The following is a 16,556-nucleotide window of genomic DNA, read 5'->3' on the forward strand; positions in this document are numbered from 1 at the left end:
AGCCCTAGTCGCGCACCGCGACCAGGCGGTTGAGCCGCGCGACCTCGCAACTGGCCCCGGCACGCGATTGCAGCCGGTCGCGCCCGGAGCAGAGCATGCCGTCGCCGTTGCGCTCGACATAGAAGCCCGAATAGAACGCCTGCGCGCTGCAAGCCCGCTCCAGCGAAGCGCTGAGCACGCGGCGGTCGCGCATGAACAGGAGCAACCGGTTTTCCGGCAGCGGCGCGGAGCCGGCGATGCTTTCGACCGGCACGCAGCCGTCGAGTTCTTCTTCCTGGTAGCGCTTCGCCATTTCGCGGCGCGGCAGACGGGAGAGCATCTCCTCGCGGGCGGAAGGCGGGCTCGGCGCAATGCGAATGATCACGCGCCGCTCGATCCGCACCTGTTCCTGCACTTGCGGGCGGAACCCGTCCTCGAACTTGCGAAACGGCTCCGGCATCTGCTGCTGAAAACCGAGGCTCGGCGTCTCTGCCTTGGGAACGCTGTGCGCAGCCGTCTCGCCATCCTTGAGCGCACCGAACAGGGCCGGCGCAAGCAGGGTGGCGGAAGCGAGAAAGACGGCGAATGTGTTCATGCGGCGGTTTGGTACCTGGCGGATGCGACGCGCGGCCGGTCGCTCGCCACCTTGCCGCAATCGCTTGAATGATGGCTTAACTCCTCGTTTTTGCTTTGCAAGCCGGCGCGCCTGCTGGCACATCGCCGCCATGAATGCGCCCGAGACATTCCTCGCCGAAGCCGCCGACCTGCTGGGACCGCGCGGCCTCACTCGCGACCCCGAAATCGTGCGCCCGTGGCTGACCGACTGGCGCGGACGCTTCACCGGCCAGGCTCTGGCCCTTGCCTCGCCGGCATCCACCGCCGAAGTAGCGGCGCTGGTCGCGCTCTGCGCGGCGCACGGCGTTCCGATCGTGCCGCAGGGCGGCAACAGCGGCATGTCCGGCGGCGCGACCCCGGACGAAAGCGGCACCGCGATCGTTCTCTCGCTGCGGCGGATGAACGCGATCCGCCGCCTCGATACAGAGGCGCGCGAGGTCACCTGCGAGGCCGGGGTAATCCTGCAGACGCTGCACGAGGCGGCGGCGGCCGAAGGGCTGCGCTTCCCGCTCACGCTCGGCGGAAAGGGATCGGCCACGATCGGCGGGCTGATCTCGACCAATGCCGGCGGCACGCAAGTGCTGCGCCACGGCTCGATGCGCGCGCAAGTGCTGGGTATCGAGGCGGTGCTGGCCGACGGCAGCGTCTTTGACGCTCTCGTCCCGCTCAAGAAGGACAATCGCGGGTTCGATTTAAAGCAGCTGCTGATCGGTTCCGAGGGCACGCTCGGGATCGTCACCGCGGCGACCTTGCGCCTGGTGCCGGCGCTCGTGGACCGGGCCGTGCTCTGGGCCGGGCTCGCCAAGGTGACCGACACCCGCGAGCTGCTGCTGCACGCGGAGCGGATCGCGGGCGACAGGCTCGAAGGGTTCGAGATCCTGCCCCGCCACAGCCTCCAGGCCGTGCTCGCGCACATGCCGGGCACGCGCTCACCCCTGCAGGGGGAGCACGAGTGGCACGCGCTGATCGAACTCGCCGCGGATCGCTCCGGAGCCGAAGCCCTGCCCGCACTTGCGCAAGAGTTGCTGGAAAGCGCCTTCGAAGCCGGGCTGGTGGAGGACGCCACGATCGCCGCCAACGAGACGCAAGCGGAGGCCTTCTGGCTGCTGCGCGACGAGATCGCCCCGGCGGAGCGCGCGATCGGCCCGGCGATGCAGCACGACATCTCGGTGCCGGTCGCACGAATGGCGGCGTTCATCGCCGAAGCCTCGCCGCAAGTGGAGGCGCGCTTTCCGGGCACATTGGCGGTGGCGTTCGGCCATCTCGGGGATGGCAATGTCCACTTCCACGTGCTCGCCCCGACAGGCGCCGTTCGCGGCGATTGGGAGGCGAACCAAGGCAAGGAAATCAGCAGCTTCGTGCACGATCTTGTCACTGAATGGGGCGGATCGATCAGTGCCGAGCACGGCATCGGGCAGCTTAAGCGTGACGAGCTCGGCCGGCTCGGAGACCCGGTGCACCTTCATCTGATGCGCGCGATCAAGCAGGCTCTCGACCCCCAAGGCCTGCTCAATCCGGGCAAGCTGGTGCCGCTTGCGCCGGGCGCGGCAACCTTTTAAGGCCGCGGCTTCGAGAGCGCGGCGCCCTGGGCACCGGGCAAATACGTCATAATTCGGAGAGACCAGATGGCCAGCGCGCCGCAGCCCCAGTTGCCCTTGTTCTATAACGACCTCGCCCCGCTCAACAGTCGCGACCACGCCAGCTGGCGCGCCCGTTCGGTGGACAAGGCCCCGTGGGTCGCCGGGCAGCATGCAGTGCCGATCACGACCGACGAGTTCGCCCTGGCCCTCCGCGATTTCCCGATCGTGTTCTCGGGCGGCGACCAGCCGGTTCCGCTGGCGCTCATGGGCCTCAACGAAGGCGTCAACGTGTTCTTCGACGACGAAGGGCAGATGACCACGCCGGCTTACGTCCCGGCCTACATCCGCCGGTTCCCGTTCCTCCTGGCCCGGCTGAACCCGAACTCCGAAGACATGTCGCTTTGCTTCGATCCGACGAGCGACATCGTCGGCGAAGGCGAAGAGGGCAATCCGCTGTTCGAGGGCGACCAGCCGAGCGAGCACACCAAAGGGCTGCTGCAGTTCTGCCAGAACTTCGAGGAAGCCGGTGCGCGGACCCAGTCGTTCATGGAAGAGCTGAAGAAGGCCGACCTGTTGATGGACGGCGAACTGGCGATCCAGCGCGCCGATGAGCCGGACAAGCCCTACGTCTATCGCGGGTTCAAGATGATCAACCAGGACAAGCTGCGCGAACTGCGCGGCGACCAGCTGCGCACCTGGAACCAGAACGGCATGCTGCCGCTGATCTACGCGCACCTGTTCTCGCTGGACCTGATGCGCGTGATCTTCGCCAAGCAGACGGAACAGGGCAAGGGCCCGGCCGCGAGCAGCGGCAACGCCGCGCTCGAAAATGTCGAAGCGAGCGCCTGACGCGCCGAGCGACAATTTGCGACAATCCCGGCCCCTTGCACAATCGGAGGCTGGCTCTATCTAGGTGATGTCCGGGCGGCGCTTCCCTCATGGCCCGCTCGGATAGGCGCGCTTCGGCGTGCCTCCTCCCTGAACCTTGGCCACCTCGTGCTTCTGCACGAGGTGGTTTTTTCTTGTCTACTCCGCCGCCTGGCGCGTGACGCCTCCGAGCCCGGCGAAGTCGCTCGCCAGACGGCGCACGAGGCCGCCGAGCAGCGTGACGACAGGGTCGAAGCCCGCGCCGGGCTCGCGAAGGCCCCGGTCGAGATAGATCTCCCGGCAGATCTCGAGCTGCAGACCGTGAAATCCTCGCGCCGGTGCCGTGTGACGGTCGAGCACATATCCGCCCGCGTAAGGCCGGTTGTGCGCCGCCCGCCGTCCGGCAGCCGCGAGATGATCGAACGCCGCCGCGCAGAGCATCCCGTCGCACGAACTGCCGAAGCGGTCGCCGATCACGATGTCGGCAGCGGCCTGTGCTCCGCGCTTGGGCCCGAGCGGCGGCATCGAATGAAGATCGATCAGCAGCGCCGCGCCCCAGCGGGCCTTGAGCGCCGCCATCTCGACCGCCAGGGCACTGTGGTAAGGTGCGTGAACCCCGGAAATGCGATCGCTAAGCTCGTCCTGCGTGATCGGACGACGCCAGATCTCGCCCAGGCCCGGCAGGCGGCGCGGAACCAGGCCGAGACCGCCACGTGCCCGGCGCCCGGTGCGCAAGCTTCCGCGCGGATGCTCGCCGCCGCCGGCGAGCATCTCCCAGTCCATGTCCTCCGGCGCGCGGTTGAGATCGATCATCGCGCGCGGCGCATGGGCGATCAGCAGCCCGGCGCCGGTCTGCTGGGAGACGGCGCGGGCGAGCAGGTCGACGTAGCGGTCTTCGAGCTTGAGGGCGGCGAGCTCAGGGTCGCGCATCTGCTGCATCAGCGCTGCGGGATAGCTTCGCCCGGCATGAGGGACGGCGATCAGCACCGGGATGGGTGAGGGATGGCGGCGCGCCAATGTGAAGGCGGGTTCGCCGGGCAACCCGGGGATGCGCCCCCCTCCCTCGCCGGGCGAATCGCCCCCTTGCACCGCGACTGGATCCATCTCCGCTAGCTGCCCCTCCCGCCCGGCTGTGTCAAAGCAGGGCAGTGCCGAAAACGGGAAAGACGTGACCGGCCACAGTGAGCTACCTGCCCGGTAATTCGACAAACAAGGGGACGTTCGATGATCCGCATTCTGCTCGCAGAAGATGACGAGGCGATGCGCGCCTACCTCTCCCGCGCGCTCGAGAATGCGGGTTACAGCGTGGTCGCGGTCGACCGCGGAACGGCGGCTCTGCCGCTGCTGGAGGAGGAGGATTTCGATCTCCTGCTGTCCGACATCGTCATGCCCGAGATGGACGGGATCGAACTCGCCCAGCGCTGCAGCGAGGTAAGCCCCCGCACGCGGGTGATGTTCATCACCGGATTCGCCGCCGTCGCGCTCCGCGCAAGCCGGGAGGCGCCGCAGAGCAGAGTGCTGTCGAAGCCCTTCCACCTGAAGGATCTCGTGCTCGAGGTCGAACAGATGTTCGGGGAACTGGCGTTCGCGGCGCTCTAACGCACTTGCCAGCTTGATGGCGCGGCGCTAGAGGGCGCGCCTGCCGCGGGTGGAGCGATCCACCGGGCATACCGATGGTGCGGGCGTATAGCTCAGTGGTAGAGCACCGTGTTGACATCGCGGGGGTCGCAAGTTCAATCCTTGCTACGCCCACCATCGGCAAAGAGGGCGTCGCTGCTGCGGCGCCTTTTTTATTTGGCCATGCTGCCCTTCCCCTAACTTTCGCGCCAGCGGCTCCTATCTCGGCATAATGCCCAATTCGAGGCCGGTCGCGCGCATCAACGCCATTGCCAGCGCCATCCCGGCGACCGACGTCGATGGCGATTATCGTGAGTGGGCGCGGCAGCAACTCACCGACCCGCGCGAGGCGCGGCTGTTCGGCCGAATGGCCGAGCGGTCCGGGATCGAGCACCGCTGGTCGGTGCTCGGCGATTCGGCCGGACTGGAACCGGGGAATTTCTACACCAGGGGCACCCCTCCCTCGACCGGCGAGCGGATGGAGGCTTACGCCCGCGAAGCGCCGAAGCTGGCGCTGCAGGCAATCGCCGGGCTGCCGGAACTCGGCACTATCACTCATCTCGTCGTCGCCAGCTGTACCGGCTTCGTCGCGCCGGGAATCGACCAGATCATCGCCCGCGAACTCGGCCTGCCGGGCCATGTCGAGCGCCTGGTGATCGGCTTCATGGGTTGTTATGCCGGAGCCACGGCGCTGCGGACTGCAGGCCACCTTGTCCGCTCCGAGCCGGGGGCGCGCGTGCTGGTTGTCGCGGTCGAGCTGTGCAGCTTGCACTTGCAGGAAGGCGCGCGGCTTGAAGCCATGCTCGCCATGGCGCAGTTCAGCGACGGCGCGGCGGCGGCGATCGTATCGGCTGAGGGGCCCGGCCTGACAATCGGCGAAGCCCTCTCGGCCACCATCGGCGATAGCGAGGGGCTGATCACCTGGACGATCGGCGACAGCGGCTTCGTGATGAACCTCTCTGGCGAAGTGCCCGGCCGCCTGGCCCATGCGCTGGCGGAGCCGGAGCTCGCCGCGGAGATCCTCGGCGGAGCGGAGGCAAGCGCCATCGAAGCCTGGGCGGTCCACCCCGGTGGCCGCTCGATCCTCGACGCGGTGGAGCGCGCTTTCGCCCTGCCGCCGGAAGGCCTGGCAGATTCGCGGGAGGTGCTGCGCGCCTGCGGCAACATGTCCTCAGCCACCGTCCTGTTCGTCATCGAGCGGCTGATGGCGCAGAAGCCGGAAAGCGGTGTCGCCATGGCCTTCGGACCGGGCATGGCGATGGAAGGGTTCCGCTTCAGCTGGACCGAAGGCGATGCTGGCTGAACGGCTCCAGGCCGAAGAGCTGATGGACGACCCGGCGCTCGACGCCGCAACCTACCACGCGGTGCTGACCGACCTCGCCCGCGTCAACCGCACCACCCGCGCCTACCGCCCCACGCTCGATTTCCTCCGCCGCGCGGTCGGCAGGCGCAAGTCCTTCCGCCTGCTCGACGTCGGGTTCGGCAGCGGCGACATGCTTCGCCGGATTGCCCGCTGGGCGCGGAGACGCGGCATTGCTGCCGACCTGACCGGCATCGACCTCAACGCGCGCAGCGTTGCCGTGGCCGAAGCGATCCCCTCCCCCGCCGCGCCGATCCGCTATCTCGCCGGCGACTATGCCACGCTGGCGGGCGAGCACTTCGACTTCATCGTCTCCAGCCTCGTCGCGCATCACATGAGCCATGAGCAGCTGACCGGTTTCCTCACGTTTATGGACCGGGAAGCCCGGACCGGCTGGTTCATCAACGACCTCCACCGCCACGGCTTCGCCTGGTCGGGTTACCCCTTGCTGGCCCGCGCGATGGGCTGGCACCGCGTGGTCCGCCTCGACGGCACGACGTCAATCGCGCGCAGCTACCGCCCGGCCGAATGGCCACCGATCCTCGCGGAGGCGGGCGTGGCAGGCGCGCGGGTGCGCCGCCGTTTCCCTTTCCGGCTCTGCGTGGAGAAGATCCGCTGACGCCGCCGCTCATCCTGGGTGCCGGTCCAGCCGGGTGCGCCGCCGCCATCGTGCTGGCCCGCTCCGGCGCCCACCCCCTGCTGGTCGACCGCGACGCCGAAGCCGGCGACGTGCTGTGCGGCGGGTTCCTGAGCTGGGCCACGGCCGAGCGGTTGCGCGGTCTCGGCATCGATGCAGAGGCGCTGGGAGCCCACGCCGTCGAACGGCTGCTCCTGTTCGGCAGCGGACGGCCGGTGGAGATCCCTCTGCCACGGCGGGCTTTCGGCCTCTCGCGCAAGACGCTCGACAGCACGCTGCGCCGCCAAGCAACAGAAGCGGGGGCCGAACCGATCGTGGAGACCATCCGGCAGGTCAACGGCCACCACGTGCTCGGACGACAGCGCGAGTGGCGACCTGAGAGCCTGTTCCTCGCCACCGGCAAGCACGACGTCCGCGGAGTCACCCGCCCCCGCCCCACCGACGACCCGGCGCTCGGCATCCGCCTGCGCTTCCGTCCTTCCGCGACTCTCGCCAAGCGCCTTGCCGGGACCATCGAACTGCACTTGTTCGACGGCGGCTACGCGGGCGTCGTGCTGCAGGAAGGCGCCAGCGCCAATCTCTGCCTGGCGGTGCGCAAGTCGCTTCTGGCGGAAGCGGGAGGGAACCCGGTCGACCTGCTCTCCAACCTGGCCGCGCGGCACCCGCACTTTGCCCTGCGGCTCGAACCCGGATGGCGCGAGGGGGCCATCGAGACGATCGGTGCCGTGCCTTACGGCTGGAGCGCCAGCACCACCGATCCGGGCCTGTTCCGCCTCGGCGACCAGGCGGCGGTGATCCCCTCGCTTGCAGGCGAAGGTATCGACATCGCGCTCGCCAGCGGGATCGCCGCAGCCGAGGCCTGGCTGCAGGGCGGTCCCGCGGCAGCACCGGCCTTCCAGCGCAAGTTCTACGAGTCCGTGAAGGATTCGATGCGCTGGGCCGGTGCGGCGTGGAGCCTCGCCGAAACGCCCGCGGCCGCGCACGCCGGGCTCGCCGCCGCACGCCTCGTGCCGGGCCTGATCGCCCCACTCATGGCAGCGACTCGGATCGCCTGAAGACCCTCGCTTGCGCTCCCCGGCCGCGCTGCCTAAGAGCGCGGCAAATCCTCACTTCAGGAACGACAGGACTCCCGCATGGCGAAAATCATGGTTGCGAACCCGATCGTCGAGATCGACGGCGACGAGATGACGCGGATCATCTGGCAATGGATCCGCGAGCGACTGATTCTGCCTTACCTCGACGTCGACCTGAAGTACTACGACCTCGGCGTCGAGAAGCGCGACGAGACCGACGACCAGATCACCGTCGACGCCGCGAACGCCATCAAGCAGTACGGCGTCGGCGTGAAGTGCGCCACGATCACGCCGGACGAGGCGCGGGTCGAGGAGTTCGGCCTCAAGGCCATGTACCGCAGCCCCAACGGCACGATCCGCAACATCCTCGGCGGCACGATCTTCCGCGAGCCGATCGTGATCGACAACGTGCCCCGCCTGATCCCCGGCTGGACCGACCCGATCGTCGTCGGCCGCCACGCGTTCGGCGACCAGTACCGCGCGACCGACTTCCTCGTGCCCGGCCCCGGCAAACTTCGCCTGGTCTTTGAAGGCGAAGATGGCAAAGTTATCGACCGCGAAGTCTACCAGTTCCAGGCCCCCGGCGTCGCGATGTCGATGTACAACCTTGACGAATCGATCCGCGATTTCGCCCGTTCGAGCATGAACTACGCGCTCGATCGCGGCTGGCCGCTGTACCTCTCCACCAAGAACACGATCATCAAGGCCTACGACGGCCGCTTCAAGGATCTGTTCGAGGAGGTGTTCAACACCGAAGGCTTCAAGGAGAAGTTCGCCGAAGCCGGGATCGAGTACCAGCACCGCCTAATCGACGACATGGTCGCCAGCGCGCTGAAGTGGAGCGGCAAGTTCGTCTGGGCCTGCAAAAACTACGACGGCGACGTGCAGTCGGACCAGGTGGCCCAGGGCTTCGGCTCGCTCGGCCTGATGACCAGCGTGCTGATGACCCCGGACGGCAAGACCATCGAGGCCGAAGCGGCCCACGGCACCGTCACCCGCCACTACCGCCAGCACCAGCAGGGCAAGTCCACCAGCACCAACCCGATCGCCAGCATCTTCGCCTGGACGCGCGGCCTGATCTACCGTGGCCGGTTCGACAACACGCCCGACGTGGTGCGCTTCGGCGAAACGCTGGAGAAAGTCTGCATCCAGACCGTCGAAAGCGGCAAGATGACCAAGGATCTCGCGCTGCTGATCGGCCCGGACCAGCCCTGGATGACCACGGAACAGTTCTTCCAGGCGATCGTCGACAATCTCGAGACGGAGATGGCCGGCTGGCAGTGAGATCCCGATGACCGAACGCAAGGCCAAGGCGCGGCTGGAGATCAGGCAGGCGAAACCCGCCGACGCCCGGTCGATCGCCGCCCTGGCCAAGCGGGTCTACGGGGACTTCGAGCCGTACACGCTCGGCGAGATCCGCGGGCAGCTGAACAACTTCCCCGACGGCTGCTTTGTCGCTGTGCTCGACGACAAGCTCATCGGCTATTGCGCATCGATGCGCATCGCCGCCGACAAGGCGCTTCGGCCGCATACCTGGGACGAGATCACCGGCAACGGCTACGGCAGCCGGCACGATCCGACCGGCGATTTCCTTTACGGCTACGAGATGTGCGTCGATCCCAAGGTGCGCGGCACCCGGATCGGCCGCCGCCTCTATGAAGAGCGGCGCAAGCTGGCCGAACGGCTCGAACTGCGCGGTATCGTGTTCGGCGGGCGCATGCCCAACCTCAAGCGCCTGTGGCGGCGGGTGGAAAGCCCGCAGGAGTATCTCGACCAGGTTGTCGCCGGCAAGCTGCACGACCCCGTGCTGCGCTTCCAGCTCGCCAACGGGTTCGAGCCGATCGGCGTCCTGACCAACTACCTTCCGGAAGACGTGCGCTCCCGCGGGCACGCGGTCCACATGATCTGGCGCAATCCGTTCGTCGATCAGGACGAAAGCCCGCAGTTCCGCGTTCCCCGCGATGTCGAGAGCGTCCGCCTGGCCACCTGCCAGTTGCAGGCGCGTGCGGTGAAGGACTTCGACGAGTTCATCGGTCAGGTCGAATATTTCGTCGATGTCGCAGCGGATTACGAGGCAGACTTCATCCTCTTCCCGGAGATGTTCACGCTCATGCTACTGAGCGCGGAGGAGAAAGAGCTCTCCCCGATGGAGGCGATCGAGGCGCTCAGCCGCTACACGCCGCGCATCCGCAAGGCGCTGTCGGAAATGGCCCTGCGCTTCAACATCAACATCGTCGGCGGATCGCACCCCACGCGCATGGACGACGGCGACATCCACAACGTCGCCTATGTCTGCCTGCGCGATGGATCGGTTCACGAGCAGGAGAAGATCCACCCCACGCCGAACGAGGCCTACTGGTGGAACATCCACGGCGGCGATGCGATCGATGTGATCCAGACCGACTGCGGGCCGATCGGCGTGCTCATCTGCTACGACGCCGAGTTCCCGGAACTCGCCCGCCGCCTGGTGGACGAAGGCGCGCGGATCATCTTCGTGCCGTTCTGCACCGACAGCCGCCAGGGCTACATGCGGGTGCGCTATTGCGCCGCCGCCCGCGCGGTCGAGAACCAGTGCTTCGTTGTGATGAGCGGCAACGTCGGCAACCTGCCCAACGTCGCCAACATGGACATCCAGTACGCCCAGAGCTGCATCCTCACGCCCTGCGACTTCCCCTTCGCCCGCGACGGCATCGCCGCCGAAGCGAGCGAGAACGTCGAGACGCTCACGATCAGCGACGTCAACCTGGCCGACCTCTCCTGGGCCCGCGCCGAAGGCACGGTGCGCAACCTCGCCGACCGGCGCTTCGACCTCTACCGCATCGAATGGGACAAAGGCTCGCACGCCGCCACAGAGCCCGACGGCCCTGCTCCTACGCGCAAAGGCGGCCCCGGCGGCGGGTGACTGGGGCAGCGGCGACGTCTCGCTGCGCCTCCACCACCCCCAACCCCCTCCTCTAAAGAGGAGGGGGCTTCTTCGCCGCTCCAGGTTCCGACCGCCCCTCCTCTTCAGAGGAGGGGCCAGCGAGACTTGGTGAGCCGTAGGCGAGCCTAGTCGCAGCGGGGTGGTGCCGCGGTAGTGCGCAACATCACACTGCGCCCCCACCACCCCCAATCCCCTCCTCGGGAGAGGAGGGGGCTTCCTTGTCACAGGATCGGGCGTTGTCTCCGCCACGGGCAGTCTGCATAGAACGGCGTAATGCATTCAGAAACGCTCTCGCCCGTGATGTCGGACGCGCTGGTGATCCTTGGCGCGGCGGGGATCGTCATTCCGCTGTTCGCGCGCTTCCGGATCACGCCGGTCATCGGCTTCATCCTCGTCGGCCTGCTGGTCGGGCCTTACGGGCTCGGCGGGATGGTCTACGAGCACGAGTGGCTGTTCTACGTCACGATCACCGATCCGGAGCGGCTCGAGCCTTTCGCCGAACTCGGCATCATCCTGCTGCTGTTCACGATCGGGCTGGAGCTCTCGTTCAACCGCCTGTGGGCCATGCGCAAGCTGGTGTTCGGCCTCGGCGCGCTCGAGCTGCTGGTCATATCGACGCTGCTGGCCGCGTTCCTTTCGATGATGGGGCAATTCTGGACCGGGGCTGTGGGCCTCGGCCTGGCGCTGGCGCTGTCCTCCACCGCGCTCGTCCTGCCGATGACCGGGACGCAGACGCCGGTCGGCCGCGCCGCGCTGTCGATGTTGCTGTTCGAGGATATCGCCATCGTCCCGATCATCTTCATGCTCGGCGCCATGGCTCCCTACGCACAGGCCGACGGTCTCAACGGCCTGTTCGACACGGTCTGGCAGGGACTGCTGGTGGTGATCGCGATGATGGTCATCGGCCGCTTCGCCCTGCCCCGCCTGTTCGCCCAGGCGGCGCGGACGAAGAGCCCGGAGGTGTTCCTCGGCGCGACGCTGCTGGTGGTGATCGGCGCCAGCCTGGCGACCGCGCTCGTCGGCCTCTCACCCATCGTCGGCGCGCTGCTGGCCGGGCTGCTGATCGCGGAGACCGAGTATCACGCCGAAGTCGCCGGCATCATGGAGCCGTTCAAGGGCCTGGCCCTGGGCGTGTTCCTGCTGACGGTCGGCATGGGCATCGACGTGCGGACGATCTGGGAGAACCTCGGCAGCATCGCCTTGGCGGTCGTAGCCGTGCTCACGCTCAAGGCGATCGTCACCGGCGTGCTGCTGCGACTGATGGGCGCTCGCCGCAGCACAGCGACGGAGACGGGCATCCTGATGGCTAGCCCGTCTGAGACGACCCTCATCGTGCTCGCGGCGGCGAGCAGCGCCCTGCTGATCCAGCCCGGCACCGCGCAGTTCTGGCAGATCGTCACCGCCATCGGCCTGACCATCACACCGCTGCTCGCCCGGCTCGGGCAAGTCGTGGCTCGGCGGGTGGAGCCGCAGCCGAAGTTCGAAGGCTTCTCCGAAGACGGCGAGGAACCGCGCGTCATCATCCTCGGCTTCGGCCGGGTGGGCCGGCTCGTCGCCGACATGCTGACCCGCCACGATCAGCCCTACCTCGCAATCGATTCCGATGCCGACCTGATCGAGCGCTGCAAGCGCGAAGGGTACAAGGCCGTGTTCGGCAACGCCGCCCGCGCCGATGTGCTCGAAAGGCTGGGCGTCGAGCGCGCCCCCGCGGTGATCCTGACGATGGACGAGCCGATCCTCGCCCAGCGGATCACCCGGAAGCTGCGCTCCGCCTACCCGGACCTGCCGATCGTCGCCCGCGCGCGCGACAGCATCCATGCCGCCGAGCTGTACAAGGCTGGCGCCAGCACCGCGGTTCCGGAGACGCTGGAAAGCTCGCTGCAGCTGTCGGAGGCCGTGCTGGTCGATCTGGGCGTGCCGATGGGCCCGGTGATCGCCTCGATCCACGAGAAGCGGGACGAGTTCCGCGAGCGGATCCGCCAGGGCGCGGCGCTGGAGCACAAGCCGAAGCTGCGCACGAGCACGGCGGAGAGCTGACCTCGTCCCCTTCCGTATACTCGCAACGGCGGTCTCGCAGGGCGGATCGCCGCTCGGCGCGGACCGATCCGCGGCTGTGACCGTTGGTCATGCGAAAGGAGAGACGCACATGGCCGATGGCAAGCAGAACCCCGACCCGACAGCCGACCAGAAACCGCAGAACCAGACCGACGAGGATCAGGGCTCCATCAAGGGAACCCAGGTCGATGAGCACAACGCGCCGGAGCGCTGGGACACGAGCCGCGGAAGCGGCCCGGCGCAGCGCGGGACCTCCGGCAACCGCGGCTAAGCGTCTACCGCGGACAGCACCCGGCGGACGGCATCGAGAGCCTCGGCGGCTTTGTCGCCGTCGGGGCCGCCGCCTTGCGCCATGTCCGGCCGCCCGCCGCCGCCCTTGCCGCCGAGCGCCTCGACACCGGCCTGGACCAATTCGACGGCGCTGAACCGCTCGGTCAGATCGTCGGTCACGCCCACGGCGAACGCCGCGCGCCCTTCGTTCACCGCGACGATCGCCGCGATGCCCGATCCCATGCGCTTCTTGGCTTCATCGAGCAGGCCGCGCAGTTCCTTCGGGTTCATACCTTCGAAGACCTGACCTGAGAACTTCACTCCGCCGAACTCTTCGTCCGCCGACGGCGCGGCTCCTCCGCCTCCGCCGAGCGCGAGCTGCTTCTTCGCCTCGGCCAGTTCGCGTTCGAGCTTGCGGCGCTCGTCGACCAGCGCGGCGACCCGGCCCTCGACCTCTTCGGGGGATGTCTTGAGCGCCGCGGCCACCGCCTTCAGCGTCTCCTCCCGGCCGACGACCCACTGGCGCGCGGCTTCGCCGGTCAGCGCCTCGATCCGGCGCACGCCTGACGAGACCGCGCTTTCCGAGATGATCCGGAACAGGCCGATATCGCCGGTGGCGCGCACGTGGGTGCCGCCGCACAGCTCGACCGAATAGTTGCGCCCGGGCTCGGTCGTCCGGCCCATCGACAGCACTCGCACTTCCTCGCCGTATTTCTCGCCGAACAGCGCCAGCGCACCGGCGGAGACGGCATCGTCCGGGCTCATGAGGCGGGTGGTGACCTGCTCGTTGTGACGGATCTCGGCGTTCACTTCGGCTTCGATCGCCGCGAGCTCCGCCGGGCTCAGCGCCTTGGGGTGCGAGAAGTCGAAGCGCAGCCGGTCTTCCGCCACGAGCGAGCCCTTCTGCGTCACGTGCTCGCCGAGCGCGTGGCGCAGGGCGGCGTGAAGCAAGTGGGTTGCCGAGTGGTTGGCGCGAACGCGGTCGCGGCGCTCGGCGTCAACTGCCAGGTGCACGGTGTCGCCCAAAGCGATCGTGCCGCTCTCGATCGTCCCGCGCATGGCGTGCAGCCGGCCGAGCGGCTTGGCGGTATCCTCGACCTTGATGGACAGCCCTTTGTCGCCGCTGATGCGCCCGGCGTCGCCGGTCTGGCCGCCGCTCTCGCCATAGAACGGCGTCTGGTTGGTCAGGACGATCACCTCCTGCCCGCCATCGGCCTGCGCGACTTCCTTGCCGTTCACGACCAGCGCGACGACCCGGCCTTCGCCTTCGGTCGAGGCATAGCCGGTGAACTCGGTGGAACCCTCGCGCTCGGCGATGTCGAACCACACGTCCTCGTCGGCAGTCGCGCCCGAGCCCTTCCACGCTGCGCGCGCGGCCGCCTTCTGCTGGGCCATTGCCGCATCGAAACCGGCACGGTCGACGCGGATGTTACGGTCCCGCAGCGCGTCCTCGGTCAGGTCGTAAGGAAACCCGAACGTGTCGTAGAGACGGAAGGCAGTTTCGCCGGGAAGTTCGGCACCTTCGGCCATTCCGTCGGTCGCTTCGTCGAGCAGGCGCAGGCCTTTGTCGAGGGTCTGGCGGAAGCGCGTCTCTTCCCGCTGCAGCGTCTCTTCGATCAGCGGCTGCGCCCGGCCGAGCTCGGGATAGGCCTGGCCCATCTCGCTGACGAGCGCCGGAACCAGGCGGTGCATCAGCGGATCGCTGGCGCCCAGCAGGTGCGCATGGCGCATGGCCCGGCGCATGATCCGCCGCAGCACGTAACCGCGGCCTTCGTTGGACGGCAGCACGCCGTCGGCGATCAAGAAGCTGGTGGAGCGGAGGTGATCGGCGATCACGCGGTGGCTGGCGAGCGCTTCGCCTTCGGCTTTCGCTCCGGCGAGTTCCTCGCTCGCTTCGATCAGCGCACGGAAGGTGTCGGTCTCGAAGACGTTATGGACGCCCTGCAGCACGGTGGCGATGCGCTCCAGCCCCATGCCGGTGTCGATGCTGGGGCGCGGCAGGTCGCCGACGATCTGGTCGTTTTCCTGCATGTATTGCATGAACACGAGGTTCCAGATTTCGACAAAGCGGTCGCCGTCCTCGTCGGGCGATCCCGGAGGGCCGCCGGCGACGGAGGGGCCGTGATCCCAGAAGATCTCCGAGCACGGGCCGCACGGGCCGTCGGCGCCCATGGCCCAGAAGTTGTCCTTCGTGGGGATGCGGATGATCCGCTCCTCAGGGAGGCCCGCGATCTTCTTCCACAGGCCGAACGCCTCGTCGTCGGTGTGGTAGACCGTCACCGTAAGGCGATCCTTGGCCAGGCCAAGCTCGCCCGTGACCAGGCCCCAGGCGAGTTCGATCGCGCGTTCCTTGAAGTAGTCGCCGAAGCTGAAATTGCCGAGCATCTCGAACAGGGTGAGATGGCGCGCGGTGTAGCCGACGTTGTCGAGATCGTTGTGCTTGCCGCCGGCGCGGACGCACTTCTGGCTGCTCGCGGCGCGCGGTGCCGGCGGAGTCTCCAGGCCGGTGAAGACGTTCTTGAACGGCACCATGCCCGCGTTGACGAACATCAGCGAAGGATCGTTGTACGGCACCAGCGGCGCGGACGGCACCGGCAGGTGATCGTTGCCCGCGAAATAATCGAGGAAGGTCCGGCGAATGTCGTTGGTCGAGTGCATGCCGGGCGAATTAGGGCGCGAGCGCGCCCGCGACAAGCGTATTAAACCGGACGAGGCGAGCGACGGAAACGATCAGCCGCGCCGGGCCGTGACAATCCAGGCCGCGGCACGCAAGGCGACGAGGCCTTCCTGCATGTTCCGCCGAGCCAGATCACGGAGGTTGGCGAAGAAGGCGACGCGGCGGTCCTCGTCCAGTTCGCGCAGCGCGCGGGCGGCCGGGCCGATCGTGGAGAAGTAGGCGCAGGCGTCTTCGACCGGATCCTCGCCTGCGCCGACGATCATCGGGAAGTCGAAGGATTCGAACGCGATGCCGGTCCAGCCGGAGCGCGCGAGAATGGCCTCCACGCGAGCGGGATCGCTGAAGCCGAACGGGCCCGGCGCATTGGCGGCGGGCGGCGGCGGCGGCACGGGCAGGAGCCGGGCGACGTCGGCGAAGGCGGGGTTCTCCTCCCACGCGCGGAAGCAGGAGAACAGCAGGCCGGCTTCGGGCGCGGCGACGGCATGGAGGTTGGCGAAGGCCGCGACCGGATCGGCGAAGAACATCACGCCGTGCCGCGAGACGAGCATGTCGGGCGCGAACGGCTCCGCCGGCTTCCATGCGGCGACGTCGGCCTCCTCGAATGTCGCGTTGCCGAGTTGCGAGCCCCGCTCGCGGGCAACTGCCACCAGTTGCGGCGAGATGTCGACGCCGACCACGCGGCTCTTCGGACGGCCGCGCGCGATGGCGAGCGAAAGCTCGCCGGCTCCGCAGCCGATGTCCAGCACGGACGCGCAGCGGTACTCGCGGGTGCGCTGGAGGAGGCGTTCGGTCAGGACGCCGAAGCTGCGATCGGTGCGGCGCCATTCCGCCGCCCAGCTGTTTCCGGTCCGCCCGAGCCACTCGTCGGCACCGACCGTTACACTGCCTGACTGCACCGCCACC

At 68.0% G+C, this 16,556-nt stretch carries 14 protein-coding genes and 1 tRNA gene; 11 read left to right on the top strand and 4 right to left on the bottom strand.

The features are described from left to right. Positions 1–4: 4 nt before the first annotated feature. The gene (locus tag GRI75_RS04860) at positions 5–574 is read right to left on the bottom strand and encodes a hypothetical protein (RefSeq protein ID WP_160745825.1); all 570 of its coding nucleotides are present in this window, start codon (positions 572–574) and stop codon (positions 5–7) included. Positions 575–704: 130 nt separating this feature from the next. Here GRI75_RS04860 and GRI75_RS04865 point away from each other — a divergent pair, with 130 nt between their 5' ends. Both GRI75_RS04865 and GRI75_RS04870 read left to right on the top strand, forming a co-directional pair. Continuing rightward, on the top strand, positions 705–2,153 hold the full coding sequence (locus tag GRI75_RS04865) for an FAD-binding oxidoreductase (RefSeq protein WP_160745826.1): 1,449 nt from the start codon (positions 705–707) through the stop codon (positions 2,151–2,153). A 66-nt stretch (positions 2,154–2,219) separates the two neighbouring features. Beyond that, positions 2,220–3,023: a SapC family protein gene (locus GRI75_RS04870; RefSeq protein ID WP_160745827.1), complete on the top strand. Its 804-nt coding sequence runs from the start codon at positions 2,220–2,222 to the stop codon at positions 3,021–3,023. 177 nt (positions 3,024–3,200) lie between these two features. On the opposite strand, the gene GRI75_RS04875 is transcribed toward GRI75_RS04870, so the two are convergent. Next, positions 3,201–4,145, bottom strand: coding sequence for an N-formylglutamate amidohydrolase (locus tag GRI75_RS04875; protein ID WP_160745828.1), 945 nt, complete (start codon positions 4,143–4,145; stop codon positions 3,201–3,203). A 120-nt stretch (positions 4,146–4,265) separates the two neighbouring features. Between GRI75_RS04875 and cpdR the strand changes: the two genes are divergently transcribed. The 9 genes from cpdR (at position 4,266) to GRI75_RS04920 (ending at position 12,977) form a co-directional block, all read left to right on the top strand. Continuing rightward, complete coding sequence (gene cpdR, locus GRI75_RS04880) at positions 4,266–4,640, top strand: cell cycle two-component system response regulator CpdR (protein WP_160745829.1); 375 nt, start codon at positions 4,266–4,268, stop codon at positions 4,638–4,640. Positions 4,641–4,721: 81 nt separating this feature from the next. Continuing rightward, positions 4,722–4,796 (top strand) — tRNA-Val (locus tag GRI75_RS04885). Between the two features lie 94 nt (positions 4,797–4,890). After that, positions 4,891–5,961, top strand: a complete 1,071-nt coding sequence (locus GRI75_RS04890; RefSeq protein ID WP_160745830.1) for a type III polyketide synthase — start codon at positions 4,891–4,893, stop codon at positions 5,959–5,961. Further along, on the top strand, positions 5,951–6,637 hold the full coding sequence (locus GRI75_RS04895) for a methyltransferase domain-containing protein (protein WP_202389597.1): 687 nt from the start codon (positions 5,951–5,953) through the stop codon (positions 6,635–6,637). Before GRI75_RS04890 ends, GRI75_RS04895 begins: the two co-directional genes overlap by 11 nt. Before the next feature lie 14 nt (positions 6,638–6,651). Beyond that, entirely contained in the window at positions 6,652–7,710 is a 1,059-nt protein-coding gene (locus GRI75_RS04900) for an NAD(P)/FAD-dependent oxidoreductase (RefSeq protein WP_268891496.1), read from the top strand. A gap of 78 nt (positions 7,711–7,788) precedes the next feature. Further along, positions 7,789–9,012, top strand: coding sequence for an NADP-dependent isocitrate dehydrogenase (locus GRI75_RS04905; RefSeq protein ID WP_160745832.1), 1,224 nt, complete (start codon positions 7,789–7,791; stop codon positions 9,010–9,012). Between the two features lie 7 nt (positions 9,013–9,019). Continuing rightward, complete coding sequence (locus GRI75_RS04910) at positions 9,020–10,630, top strand: bifunctional GNAT family N-acetyltransferase/carbon-nitrogen hydrolase family protein (protein WP_160745833.1); 1,611 nt, start codon at positions 9,020–9,022, stop codon at positions 10,628–10,630. A 294-nt stretch (positions 10,631–10,924) separates the two neighbouring features. Then, positions 10,925–12,688: a cation:proton antiporter domain-containing protein gene (locus GRI75_RS04915; RefSeq protein ID WP_160745834.1), complete on the top strand. Its 1,764-nt coding sequence runs from the start codon at positions 10,925–10,927 to the stop codon at positions 12,686–12,688. A gap of 109 nt (positions 12,689–12,797) precedes the next feature. After that, positions 12,798–12,977, top strand: a complete 180-nt coding sequence (locus GRI75_RS04920) for a hypothetical protein (protein WP_160745835.1) — start codon at positions 12,798–12,800, stop codon at positions 12,975–12,977. On the opposite strand, the gene alaS is transcribed toward GRI75_RS04920, so the two are convergent. Then, entirely contained in the window at positions 12,974–15,634 is a 2,661-nt protein-coding gene (gene alaS / locus GRI75_RS04925) for an alanine--tRNA ligase (protein ID WP_160745836.1), read from the bottom strand. The genes GRI75_RS04920 and alaS overlap by 4 nt on opposite strands. Positions 15,635–15,706: 72 nt before the next feature. Next, positions 15,707–16,549 carry a class I SAM-dependent methyltransferase gene (locus GRI75_RS04930; protein WP_160745837.1) on the bottom strand — a complete coding sequence of 281 codons (843 nt, stop codon included), beginning with the start codon at positions 16,547–16,549 and terminating at the stop codon, positions 15,707–15,709. Positions 16,550–16,556 lie beyond the last annotated feature (7 nt).

Source organism: Croceibacterium soli (assembly GCF_009828065.1).
Classification (GTDB): Bacteria; Pseudomonadota; Alphaproteobacteria; order Sphingomonadales; family Sphingomonadaceae; genus Croceibacterium_B; species Croceibacterium_B soli.